The following is a 12,381-nucleotide window of genomic DNA, read 5'->3' as shown; positions in this document are numbered from 1 at the left end:
ACGGTTGTGGCGCACGTCTTCGGTGAACGCACTCTGGCCACACTGGAGCGTCTTCTGAGCCTGCTGTCGGCCTTTGAGGTCGTGGTATGGATGACGGATGGCTGGCCGCTGTATGAATCACGCCTGAAGGGAAAGCTGCACGTTATCAGCAAGCGTTACACTCAGCGCATTGAGCGACATAATCTGAATCTGAGACAACATCTGGCAAGGCTGGGACGGAAGTCACTGTCGTTCTCAAAATCGGTGGAGCTGCATGACAAGGTCATCGGGCATTATCTGAACATAAAACACTATCAGTAAGTTGGAGTCATTACCGGGATAGTGAAACTCAATCGAATTGGAAGGATGGATATTGCCGCAGTGCCTACTTGTTAGATAATAAAGAATGGCAGGAAAAAGCGAGCGATTTATGTTTGGAACTTATCGATACGCAAGATGATGATGGCTACATTGGAATTTATGATTCAGCATTAAAATTTAACTGTAAAGCAGAAAACGGAGAGTTCTGGGCACAAGCTACTGCCTTGCGTTTTGTGCTTGGATGTTATGAGTCCACCCGTAATGAGGGTTTATTAACTTCTCTTACCCAAGCCGCACAATGTATTATGGCTGGCTACCCTAAAGAAACGTCACATCCTTTCGTTGTGGAACATGGTTTTGCTGGGCATAGCCACGGATTAACAATAACAGATGTTTTCTACCGCCTTTATGAAATAACCAATAACATTGAATATCTCTCATATTGCTTGTGGCTGTATGAAGATTATTCCGCAGGATGCGTGTCGGAGCAAGATCTGCAATATAAAAATGTCATAAACCCTGGTTACCTTCTTAAAGGTCATGGCGTACATACATATGAGCATATTAGGGCATTAGCCATCGCAGCGAGCCAACGGCCGCAGTATCAAACTGCATTAGATATTTTTTTATCCCAGTTGAAATATTATCTTACACCATCTGGCGCTCCCATTGGTGATGAGTGGATTACAGGACGCACAGCTAATGCCACTTATACAGGCTATGAATATTGTTCTGTTCATGAACTATTTAGCACTTATGTTATGTTAATAAAACTGACCACTAATATTGGTCTGGCCGATGATGCTGAGTGGCTATTCTATAATGCCAGTTTTGGCATGCAGCATCCCATACATCACGCGATAATGTACTGTAAGACTGATAATTGTTATGAAGCAAATGAAAGAAAACATCCGGACAGTAATCAGTTTAATACCAGATATAAATACTCCCCTACTCATGAGGAGGCTGCTGTCTGCTGCGTACCGAATACAGCAAGAACCATACCGGCTTTTGTCGAAAATATGTTTCAAGAAAATAACAATGGTTTTACTGCATTATTTTATGGTCCGTGTGAGTTTTATGGCACATATAATAATGTTGCAATTAATATTACACAATTAACTGAATACCCTCATGATTTAAGCGTAAAATGTCTCATTGAGCCTGAGTCATCTGTTCGTTTTGCTCTCAGTTTCCGTTACCCCGACTGGGCAAAAATGATGATTATTAATGGTGTTACTTTTACTAAAAATGATACTCAAAACTCACTTATTATTTTAGATAGAACATGGCAACATCATGATGTGATTGACATTAAATTTATAGCTGATATACAGTTTAATACTGACTTATGTGGTGACACTTATATTTCCAGAGGTCCCGTTTTATATGCAATTGAGCTTGAGAGCGATATTTTAATCAAAAAAACTCTGCTGAACTGGAAATATTTTGACTCAGGATACATACCCTGTAGTAGAGCTGATGAATCTATCCAGTTCTCTTATACCGATATGGAATCTTTTTCATATTCAACCTCACCAGAGGGCAAGCAATACATTGAAGGGTGTTTTTATTTAAACAAGACTAAAATAGTCTGAAAACTTATACCATTTGGTCAAACTATTCTTCGCAAAGTAACTTTCTCCAATATAGAGAGTTAACATTTTTCGAGTATTATATTTAATTAAAGGGATTTCTATGGACCTTAATGATAATATTATTAAACTGTCGAATAAAATAGGTCAGAGAGTTTATACTGTTGTCTCTGAAATGTCGATTGAAGCATGGATAACAAAAGAATCGCAGTCTTTTGTTTATCGCCGTAGCGGCGCATACCAGAAACTTACCGTTGGCTCAGACTGGGGTCAACTGTTTGACTGTGCCTGGATGCGAGTTTATGGTAAACGTCCAGCCGATAAATTTAGACACAAATTCGTCGCTCTCGTTGATATCGGTGGCGAAGGTCTTGTTGTGGATAAGAATGGTTCACCCATCTGCGGCATCACGAATAAAACATCATCTTATGGCGTACCGCCAGATAAACCGGGTAAATGGGTGGTTGATCTTTCTCTCGTTTGTGAAAATGACGAGGTTGAGTTTTGGATTGATGCTGCCTGCAACGATTTATTTGGCTATGTTACTAATGGAGGGATTATTACTGATGTTCATATCGCGACATGTAATCAACTACTGAAATCCCTTTATTATGATATTGAGGTGCTTTTCGACTGGATTAATGATGGTCAGAAGTTTGAATCCATACATCCTAAAGGTATCACCCCAGAACAATTTATTGCCAAAAAAAGTGAGCGTACTGACGAAATCATAAGTACTCTCGAATATATTGATAATACGTTAATTACCTTTAGCAATGGAAGAAATAATTAAATGTCAAATTGCAATCCAATCCATAATCAATAAAAACAATAATCCTTCAGAGTTCAGGATTATGGCTACTGGTCATGCTCATTTAGATATAGCGTGGATGTAGCCTTTAAGAGAAGGACGCAGAAAAGCAATAAGAACATTTGCCACCGCCCTTGCAAACATTGAAAAATATCCTGATTACATTTTTGGCGCTAGTCAGTACCAACTTTTTCACTGGATAAAAAAAGATTATCCCTATTTCTTCGAAAAGTTAAAAAAACAAATCGCCGCAGGCCGCTTTGAGTTACAAGGTTGCTTCTGGGTCGAATGCGATTTAAATCTGGTAAGTGGTGAATCGCTGATAAGGCAAATCATGCATGGGACACGATTCACACTGCAGAATTTTTCAAAAAAGATAAATTATGTCTGGCAACCGGATGTCTTTGGATTCCCCGCAACGCTTCCACAAATTCTCAAAAAAATCAGGCATTAACTATATTGCATCGCAAAAGCTCTCACAAAACAAGATTAATAAATTTAATAATTACCTTTTCCGCTGGCAGGGCCTGGATGGCTCAGAAATTCTGATGCATAACTTTCCTGAAGACACGTATGATAGCCGAGCACGTGCTCGCTCTTTAGAATATATTGAACAAAACTATAATGAAAAAGAGATCTGTCCCTATGCGCTTATGGTGTATGGTGTCGGTGATGGCGGCGCTGGCCCCGGTGAGGAACATATAGAACGATTAACACGTATACGCAATATTGATGGCTTACCTCATGTTGATTTCAGCCGTGTTGATAAGTTCTTCACTTACGCCGACGCCTTTCGCGAAAGCTTGCCCATTATTTCAGGTGAACTTTATTTCGAGGCTCATCAAGGGTGCTTTACATCAGAGTCAGCAACTAAAGCTCATAATCGAAATATGGAAAATAAATTACATGATGCTGAATTTTTTACAACTATTACTAATAATATGACATCAATTCTTCGCAGTGAGTTTGATGAAATATGGAAAGAGATGCTGACCTTGCAATTCCATGACATCCTTCCCGGATCATGTATTTCAAGAGTTTATCTTGAAACTGAAAAGGAATATATTAAACTAGAAGCAAAAACCGAGAAAATTATTTCTGATACGCAGTCTACTTTATTAAGTAAAATTGATACTTCTTCTTATGAAGATCCGCACATTTTATTTAATACCACCTGTTTTGCTCGTAACGAATGGATCAATATAAACAACAACTGGCTCAAAGCACGAGTAAACTCTTATGGTTATGCTGTGATTGATCCAAAGAATAAGATCGTAAATGGTCTGAAGGCAGAATCTCGAAGTATTGAAAATAATTACATTAAACTTCTTTTTTCAGAAAACGGTGATTTAATTTCGCTATATGATAAAAGATATGGTAAAGAATACATTACTGAAAATATGCACAGTGAGATCCGTGCATACCACGAAGATGCAGGTTTTTTCGCGGCCTGGGATTTTGCTTCAAATTATCGTGATGGGGAATCATATGTTTTACTCGCTGAAAAAATGACAACTGTAATCAGCGGGCCTAAAACTACGATGACGCTGATTTATCACTACAATTCCTCTTATCTTCGCTTCGCATTTACCCTGACACAGGACAGTCCACGCGTTGATGTCCAAACTTTTATTGATTGGCACGAACCTAATGTTTCTCTCAAAGTCAAATCCCCGGTGTCAGTACAAACATCTCTTGCACAATGTCAAATTCAGTTCGGTGTAATTGACAGACCAACGCATAGCGATGATTCGTTCGCTTTTGCCAAAGATGAAATACCAGCACATCACTGGGTCGACCTTTCTGATCGAGAAACTGGCATAGCTTTAATAGCAAAAAACAAATATGGCTATCGTGTCAAAGACCAGACGCTTGAATTAACTTTGCTGCGTTCGCAGCATAAACCTGGGGAAGTTGTTAAGACAGACAATTATGATAATTTCCTGATTAATAATTTTGCAGATATTGGTAAACAAAAATTCATATTCTCCTTATTTCCTCATCATGGAGATTACCGTGTGGGTGGTGTTATTAATCAAGCCTATATAATGAATCATCCCTTACAGGTCGTCCCTGTCAAACCGCACCCGGGTGAATTACCCCCTTCACTATCATTTTTTGCTATCGATACTAACAGCGTTATCATCGAAACAATAAAATTAGCTGAAGACGGCGACGGTATAATCGTAAGATTATATGAGAGTCATGGATTAGAAATTTCAGCCATGCTTTCGTGGGTATGTAATTATCACTACGTTCAATATGTCGATCTTCAAGAAAATAAGTTAGATGACAGTTTTTATTGCAATCAATATTGCAATCTTGAGTTCAAACCTTTTGAAATTATCACGCTACGATTAACTCAATAGCGTACTAACCTAAAAACTCAAAATAGTGGGAACACTCATTGAGATTTTTTATCGAGTACAGCCTCTCAATAATTTGAGAGGCTTTTTTTTATTTGATAGGATAAAGATCTTTACGCTTATACGGTTGGATTTCGCCCGGTTTGCGAGTTTTCAGCAATTTTAGTATCCAGGTGTATTGTTCTGGTCGCGGACCAACAAAAATCTCGACTTCTTCATTCATCCGCCGCGCAATCGTATGATCATCCGCCTCTAACAGATCATCCATCGGTGGGCGCACCTGAATCGTCAGACGATGCGTCTTGCCATCATAAATCGGAAACAGCGGTACAACGCGCGCACGGCACACTTTCATCAAACGACCAATCGCGGGCAACGTCGCTTTATAGGTGGCAAAGAAATCCACAAATTCGCTGTGCTCTGGGCCATGATCCTGATCGGGTAAATAATATCCCCAGTACCCCTGACGTACCGACTGGATGAATGGTTTAATACCGTCATTTCTCGCATGCAGACGACCGCCAAAGCGACGACGCACCGTGTTCCAGACATAATCAAAAACCGGGTTGCCCTGATTATGGAACATCGCTGCCATTTTCTGCCCTTGCGAGGCCATCAGCATGGCAGGAATATCGACGGCCCAACCGTGCGGCACCAGAAAGATAACTTTCTCGTTATTACACCTCATCTCTTCGATGATCTGCAGCCCTTGCCAGTCAACGCGCGGCTGAATTTTCTCCGGTCCGCGTATTGCCAACTCAGCCATCATTGCCATCGCTTGCGGCGCGGTGGCAAACATCTCATCAACAATCGCTTCGCGTTCAGCTTCACTACGTTCTGGAAAGCAGAGCGACAGATTGATTAACGCACGACGGCGTGAGCTTTTTCCCAGTCGTCCGGCAAAACGTCCCAGCCGTGCCAGAATGGGATCACGGAACTTTGGCGGCGTTAAAGCGATACCCACCATCGCTGCTACGCCCAGCCATGCTCCCCAGTAGCGCGGGTGGCGAAAGGATTTATCAAACTCAGGAATGTATTCGCTATTATTTTTTTTCGTTTCCATGCTTTTCCAGTTTCGGATAAGGCAAAAATCAATCTGGTGATAGTGTAGCGGCGCAACTTGCCCCGCACCAAATAAAAAAAGCCGGTACTGACTGCGTACCGGCTGCGAATGGATGTTAATTAATCAAACCGTAGCTGCGGCACAATCTCTTTGGCCTGCGCCAGGAATTCGCGACGATCGGAGCCGGTCAGCCCTTCGGTACGCGGCAGTTTTGCCGTCAGCGGGTTTACGGCCTGCTGGTTTATCCATACTTCATAGTGCAGATGCGGCCCGGTTGAACGTCCGGTATTACCGGAAAGCGCGATACGGTCGCCACGTTTCACCTTCTGTCCCGGTTTCACCAGAATCTTGCGCAAGTGCATATAACGCGTGGTGTAGCTGCGACCATGACGAATAGCCACATAATAACCTGCTGCGCCACTGCGTTTGGCAACCACCACTTCACCGTCACCCACTGAAAGCACTGGCGTACCCTGCGGCATGGCGAAATCAACACCTCTGTGTGGTGCAACGCGACCGGTCACCGGATTAGTACGACGCGGGTTAAAGTTAGACGAGATACGGAACTGTTTCGCCGTCGGGAATCGCAAGAATCCTTTCGCCAGACCAGTACCGTTACGGTCGTAGAATTTGCCATCCTCAGCGCGGATTGCGTAATAATCTTTACCTTCTGAACGCAAACGTACGCCCAGCAGCTGGCTTTGCTCACGTTTACCATCAAGCATCTCTCGAGACATTAACACCGCAAATTCATCGCCTTTTTTCAGTTTGCGGAAATCCATTTGCCACTGCATGGCTTTAATCACTGCGCTCACTTCGGCGCTGGTTAAACCGGCGTTTCTGGCGCTGGCAACAAAGCTCCCTCCGACGGTACCTTTCAGCAGATTGTTAACCCACTCTCCTTGCTGCATTTCGCTGGTCATTTTAAAACCGTTAGCGGCAGTACGGTCATAGGTTCGGGTTTCACGACGAGACACTTCCCAGGTGAGGCGCTGCAGTTCGCCGTCCGCGGTTAATGTCCAGGAGAGTTGTTGACCGATTTTCAGGTTACGCAATTCTTTGTCGGCCGCAGCCAGTTGGGTGATATCACCCATATCAATACCATACTGATTGAGAATGCTGCTTAGCGTATCGCCAGTGGAAACAACATATTCATGCACGCCCGCTTCACCGGCGATTTTGTCATCCAGTTCGTCCTGGGGAATGGCTTCATCTTCTTGTGCAGCTTGATCAATCGGCTCACTGGCTTCAGGTAAGAGCGAACGAATTTCGTTCTGTTCCAGCTCAATGGTTTTGACAATTGGCGTGGCATCGCGGTGATAAACATAGGGCCGCCAGACAGCGACGGCCAGAGTAAGAACGGTGAGCGACCCCAACATAACGCGGTGTGGTCGCGGTAAATTATTAAACGCCAGGGCGACAGAGCGGGCTATCTGTTGCACGTAATCACTTCCTCATTAATCTCCTTTCAGGCAGCTCGCATACTGGTTGGCTAATTGACTCAGGAATTCTGAATAGCTTGTTTTACCCAGTTTGATATTCGTCCCCAAGGGATCCAACGTTCCCATACGAACGGATGTCCCTCGTGCGACGCTCTCAACGACCGCTGGCCTGAACTGTGGCTCAGCAAAAACGCAGGTTGCTTTTTGCTCAACCAACTGTGTTCTTATTTCATGTAAACGCTGCGCGCCAGGTTGAATCTCAGGGTTAACGGTAAAATGACCAAGCGGTGTCAGTCCGAACTGTTTTTCGAAATAGCCGTAAGCATCGTGAAAAACGAAATAACCTTTCCCCTTGAGCGGCGCGAGCTCGTTACCAACCTGCGTTTCGGTTGAGGCTAATTGTGCCTCAAAATCCTTCAGGTTGGCGTCAAGTTTGGCTCGACTTTGCGGCATAAGTTCCACTAATTTTCCATGGATTGCAACCGCTGTAGCCCGCGCTATCTCTGGGGAAAGCCAAAGATGCATGTTGAAATCGCCGTGATGGTGATCTTCTTCACTTTTTTCCGCGTGGTCGTGATCATCATCATCGCCGTGAATACTTTTCATCAGTAGCAGTTTCACATCTTCAAGCTGCGCAATCGTTACCTGCTTCGCTCCTAGTAATTTGCTTACCGGTTTTTGCATAAACGCTTCCATCCCCGGGCCAACCCAAACGACTAAGTCCGCGTTCTGTAAGCGTTTTACATCCGATGGACGCAGTGAATAATCATGTTCTGAAGCGCCGTCAGGCAGTAAAACCTCCGTTTCTGTTACACCATCAGCAATGGCAGAAGCGATGAACCCAACGGGTTTAAGCGAAGCGACAACGGCGGCATCTGCGGCCTGTGTTGCACCTCCCCAGAGAGCGGCGGATAATGCTGCGAAAAGAAGCGTTTTTTTATGTAACATAATGCGACCAATCATCGTAATGAATATGAGAAGTGTGATATTATAACATTTCATGACTACTGCAAGACTAAAATTAACATGACAAGTCTGGTTTCCCTGGAAAATGTCTCGGTTTCTTTTGGCCAACGCCGCGTCCTCTCTGATGTGTCGCTGGAACTTAAACCTGGAAAAATTTTGACTTTACTTGGGCCAAATGGCGCAGGTAAGTCGACACTGGTACGGGTAGTGCTCGGGCTGGTAACACCTGATGAAGGGGTTATCAAGCGCAACGGAAAACTACGCATCGGCTATGTACCGCAGAAGCTGTATCTCGACACCACGTTGCCACTGACCGTAAACCGTTTTTTACGCTTACGCCCTAGCACACATAAAGAAGATATTTTGCCTGCACTGAAACGTGTCCAGGCCGGGCATCTGATTAACGCACCGATGCAAAAGCTCTCTGGTGGCGAAACACAGCGTGTACTGTTAGCGCGAGCATTGTTAAATCGACCGCAATTATTAGTGCTGGATGAACCCACTCAAGGCGTGGATGTAAATGGCCAGGTGGCGTTATATGACCTTATTGACCAGTTGCGTCGCGAACTGGATTGTGGCGTTTTAATGGTCTCTCACGATCTGCATCTGGTAATGGCAAAAACCGATGAAGTGCTGTGTCTGAATCACCACATTTGTTGTTCCGGCACACCGGAAGTTGTTTCCCTACATCCGGAGTTTATTTCTATGTTTGGTCCTCGTGGTGCTGAACAACTGGGTATCTATCGCCATCATCATAATCATCGTCACGATTTACAGGGACGAATTGTTTTGCGTCGGGGAAATGATCGCTCATGATTGAATTATTATTTCCCGGTTGGTTAGCCGGGATCATGCTCGCCTGTGCCGCGGGTCCGCTGGGTTCGTTTGTAGTCTGGCGTCGTATGTCTTATTTCGGTGATACGCTGGCTCATGCCTCATTACTTGGCGTCGCGTTTGGTTTGTTGCTGGACGTGAATCCATTCTATGCGGTAATTGCCGTTACGCTGCTCCTGGCGGGCGGTCTGGTATGGCTGGAGAAGCGTCCACAGCTGGCGATTGACACGTTATTAGGGATTATGGCGCACAGTGCCCTGTCGCTGGGCCTGGTGGTCGTTAGTCTGATGTCTAACATTCGTGTTGATTTGATGGCTTACCTGTTCGGTGATTTGCTGGCAGTGACGCCAGAAGATCTCATCGCTATTGCGATTGGCGTGGTCATCGTGGTGGCTATTTTGTTCTGGCAATGGCGCAATTTGCTGTCGATGACGATTAGCCCGGATCTGGCGTTTGTTGATGGTGTGAAATTACAGCGCGTGAAATTGTTGTTGATGCTGGTGACGGCATTGACGATTGGTGTAGCGATGAAATTTGTTGGCGCGTTGATTATTACTTCACTGCTGATTATTCCTGCTGCTACTGCACGTCGCTTTGCCCGCACGCCGGAACAGATGGCAGGTGTCGCTGTGTTGGTGGGGATGGTTGCCGTAACGGGCGGTTTAACCTTTTCCGCATTTTACGATACGCCGGCGGGTCCGTCGGTGGTGCTATGTGCAGCACTGTTATTTATTATCAGTATGATGAAAAAGCAGGCCAGCTAATCTATCGCTGAACACATTTGTCGGATGCGGCGCGAGCGACCAATCCGACTTACGGCATTTCTGGCGGCGTTATGCCAAAGTGATTCCACGCCCGCGTCGTCGCCATACGCCCACGCGGTGTACGCTGCAAAAAGCCTTGCTGAATCAAATAAGGTTCCAGCACATCCTCAATGGTTTCACGTTCTTCGCCAATAGCCGCCGCCAGGTTATCCAGACCTACCGGCCCACCAAAGAACTTATCGATTACCGCCAGCAACAATTTGCGGTCCATATAATCGAAACCTTCAGCATCGACATTCAACATGTCCAGCGCCTGAGCAGCGATATCTGCCGAGATGGTGCCATCGTGCTTCACTTCGGCGAAATCACGCACTCGACGCAGCAGACGGTTGGCAATACGTGGCGTACCGCGAGCGCGACGAGCAACTTCCAGCGCGCCGTCATCACTCATCTCAAGCCCCATAAAGCGTGCACTGCGACTAACGATATATTGCAGATCCGGCACCTGATAAAACTCCAGACGTTGCACAATACCAAAACGGTCGCGCAACGGTGATGTCAGCGAACCTGCGCGCGTGGTTGCGCCAATCAGGGTAAACGGCGGCAAATCAATTTTAATGGAGCGTGCCGCCGGACCTTCACCAATCATGATATCCAGTTGGTAGTCTTCCATTGCCGGGTACAGCACTTCTTCAACAACTGGCGATAAACGGTGGATCTCATCAATAAACAGCACGTCATGCGGTTCAAGGTTAGTGAGCATCGCTGCCAGATCGCCCGCCTTTTCCAGCACCGGACCAGAAGTCGTGCGTAAATTAACGCCCATTTCATTGGCGACAATGTTGGCAAGCGTAGTTTTACCCAACCCCGGAGGACCAAAAATCAACAAATGATCGAGGGCATCGCCGCGCAGTTTCGCTGCTTTGATGAAAATCTCCATCTGTGAACGAACCTGCGGCTGACCAACATACTCTTCCAGTAATTTAGGGCGAATGGCGCGATCTGCTACATCTTCCGGCAAAGTGGTACCGGCAGAAATCAGACGGTCTGCTTCAATCATCCTTTACCTCATAACGCGGCGCGTAGGGCTTCGCGAATTAATGTTTCACTGCTGGCGTCAGGGCGAGCGATTTTGCTCACCATGCGGCTTGCTTCTTGTGGTTTATAGCCCAGCGCCACCAGCGCGGCAACCGCTTCCTGTTCAGCATCGTCGGTCGCCGGGCTGGCAGGTGATGTGAGTACCAGGTCGGCGGCCGGGGTAAACAGATCGCCATGCAAACCTTTAAATCGGTCTTTCATTTCAACAATCAAGCGTTCGGCGGTTTTTTTGCCAATACCCGGCAGTTTCACCAGTGCCCCCACTTCTTCACGTTCAACGGCATTAACGAACTGCTGCGCTGACATTCCGGAGAGGATCGCCAGCGCCAACTTCGGGCCGACGCCGTTGGTTTTGATCAACTCTTTGAACAATGTGCGCTCTTGTTTATTGTTAAAACCGTACAGCAGTTGCGCGTCTTCACGCACCACAAAGTGGGTGAAAACGATCGCTTCCTGACCCGCTTCAGGGAGTTCATAAAAACAGGTCATCGGCATATGCACTTCATAGCCTACGCCGCCCACTTCAATTAACACCAGCGGGGGTTGTTTTTCAATGATGATGCCTCTGAGTCTGCCTATCACATGACGCTCCTGCGTAATGAATCAAAGATAATGCTGTATGATAAAAAAATGCTGGATAGATATCCAGCGAAGGATGAAGAAAACTTGCGAGGTGTCTCGATGAACTGAAAAATGGCGCAGTATGATTTATTCTACAGGTTATATTGGAAGCAAATATTTAAATATTACGTATTCAGTGAAGAAATGCGTAATAAAAATATACATTGCGCCTCCTGAAAAAATAATTTTTTTATGCTATTACGTATATTCGTATCTATTTCAATGGAATGACAACGTGAATATTAATTACCCTGCTGAATATGAAATTGGAGATATCGTCTTTACATGTATAGGTGCTGCCGGTAATGCTGCCAACTTACTGATTTAGTGTATGATGGTGATTTTAAGGTGCTTGCGTGGCTTCCATTTCCATCAGATGTCCTTCCTGCTCCGCTACTGAAGGCGTGGTGCGTAACGGCAAAAGCACTGCCGGACATCAGCGCTATCTCTGCTCTCATTGCCGTAAAACATGGCAACTACAGTTCACTTACACCGCCTCTCAGCCCGGTACGCACCAGAAA

The 12,381-nt window shown here is 45.3% G+C and carries 9 protein-coding genes and 4 pseudogenes; 7 read left to right on the top strand and 6 right to left on the bottom strand.

The window, feature by feature from the left end:
* The 3 pseudogenes from BGK49_RS02275 to BGK49_RS30585 form a co-directional block, all read left to right on the top strand.
* Positions 1-300: pseudogene (locus tag BGK49_RS02275) on the top strand (IS1-like element IS1X2 family transposase); the annotation flags it as partial.
* A gap of 8 nt (positions 301-308) precedes the next feature.
* A pseudogene (locus tag BGK49_RS02270) lies at positions 309-1,961 on the top strand (beta-L-arabinofuranosidase domain-containing protein); the annotation flags it as partial.
* A 37-nt stretch (positions 1,962-1,998) separates the two neighbouring features.
* Positions 1,999-5,075 (top strand): annotated as a pseudogene (locus BGK49_RS30585) (alpha-mannosidase).
* Between the two features lie 88 nt (positions 5,076-5,163).
* On the opposite strand, the gene lpxM reads toward BGK49_RS30585, so the two are convergent.
* From lpxM to znuA, 3 genes are all read right to left on the bottom strand, one after another.
* Complete coding sequence (gene lpxM, locus BGK49_RS02260; protein WP_000448394.1) at positions 5,164-6,135, bottom strand: lauroyl-Kdo(2)-lipid IV(A) myristoyltransferase; 972 nt, start codon at positions 6,133-6,135, stop codon at positions 5,164-5,166.
* 119 nt (positions 6,136-6,254) lie between these two features.
* Positions 6,255-7,577 carry a murein DD-endopeptidase MepM gene (gene mepM / locus BGK49_RS02255; RefSeq protein WP_001184045.1) on the bottom strand — a complete coding sequence of 441 codons (1,323 nt, stop codon included), beginning with the start codon at positions 7,575-7,577 and terminating at the stop codon, positions 6,255-6,257.
* Between the two features lie 15 nt (positions 7,578-7,592).
* The gene (gene znuA / locus BGK49_RS02250) at positions 7,593-8,525 is read right to left on the bottom strand and encodes a zinc ABC transporter substrate-binding protein ZnuA (protein WP_005040893.1); all 933 of its coding nucleotides are present in this window, start codon (positions 8,523-8,525) and stop codon (positions 7,593-7,595) included.
* A gap of 78 nt (positions 8,526-8,603) precedes the next feature.
* Here znuA and znuC point away from each other — a divergent pair, with 78 nt between their 5' ends.
* Together znuC and znuB are read left to right on the top strand one after the other, a co-directional pair.
* Positions 8,604-9,359, top strand: coding sequence for a zinc ABC transporter ATP-binding protein ZnuC (gene znuC / locus BGK49_RS02245; RefSeq protein ID WP_000203002.1), 756 nt, complete (start codon positions 8,604-8,606; stop codon positions 9,357-9,359).
* Complete coding sequence (gene znuB, locus BGK49_RS02240) at positions 9,356-10,141, top strand: zinc ABC transporter permease subunit ZnuB (RefSeq protein WP_000571464.1); 786 nt, start codon at positions 9,356-9,358, stop codon at positions 10,139-10,141. The genes znuC and znuB overlap by 4 nt, the downstream gene beginning before the upstream one ends.
* A gap of 49 nt (positions 10,142-10,190) precedes the next feature.
* Here znuB and ruvB read toward each other — a convergent pair whose 3' ends face one another.
* From ruvB to yobI, 3 genes are all read right to left on the bottom strand, one after another.
* Complete coding sequence (gene ruvB, locus BGK49_RS02235; RefSeq protein ID WP_000568519.1) at positions 10,191-11,201, bottom strand: Holliday junction branch migration DNA helicase RuvB; 1,011 nt, start codon at positions 11,199-11,201, stop codon at positions 10,191-10,193.
* 8 nt (positions 11,202-11,209) lie between these two features.
* Positions 11,210-11,821 carry a Holliday junction branch migration protein RuvA gene (ruvA, locus tag BGK49_RS02230; protein WP_000580323.1) on the bottom strand — a complete coding sequence of 204 codons (612 nt, stop codon included), beginning with the start codon at positions 11,819-11,821 and terminating at the stop codon, positions 11,210-11,212.
* 138 nt (positions 11,822-11,959) lie between these two features.
* Positions 11,960-12,025 (bottom strand): stress response small protein YobI, encoded by a 66-nt coding sequence (gene yobI / locus BGK49_RS25040; protein ID WP_001386853.1) that lies wholly within the window; start codon positions 12,023-12,025, stop codon positions 11,960-11,962.
* Between the two features lie 70 nt (positions 12,026-12,095).
* Here yobI and BGK49_RS30820 point away from each other — a divergent pair.
* A pseudogene (locus BGK49_RS30820) lies at positions 12,096-12,161 on the top strand (YebB family permuted papain-like enzyme); the annotation flags it as partial.
* A 55-nt stretch (positions 12,162-12,216) separates the two neighbouring features.
* Positions 12,217-12,381, top strand: a 165-nt coding sequence (locus BGK49_RS25035) for an IS1 family transposase (protein WP_047664789.1), incomplete at its 3' end; no start/stop codon positions are given.

The organism is Shigella sp. FC1544 (genome assembly GCF_001722145.1).
Taxonomy (GTDB): Bacteria; Pseudomonadota; Gammaproteobacteria; order Enterobacterales; family Enterobacteriaceae; genus Escherichia; species Escherichia coli.
Note: the sequence above shows the minus strand (reverse complement) of the source record. Positions and strands in the feature narration are given on the sequence as shown.

Bases quoted from the DNA above. Each gene is read 5' to 3' on its own strand.
- znuC (WP_000203002.1), top strand. From the start codon at position 8,604: ATGACAAGTCTGGTTTCCCTGGAAAATGTCTCGGTTTCTTTTGGCCAA.
- znuA (WP_005040893.1), bottom strand. From the start codon at position 8,525: ATGTTACATAAAAAAACGCTTCTTTTCGCAGCATTATCCGCCGCTCTC.
- lpxM (WP_000448394.1), bottom strand. From the start codon at position 6,135: ATGGAAACGAAAAAAAATAATAGCGAATACATTCCTGAGTTTGATAAA.
- znuB (WP_000571464.1), top strand. From the start codon at position 9,356: ATGATTGAATTATTATTTCCCGGTTGGTTAGCCGGGATCATGCTCGCC.
- ruvB (WP_000568519.1), bottom strand. From the start codon at position 11,201: ATGATTGAAGCAGACCGTCTGATTTCTGCCGGTACCACTTTGCCGGAA.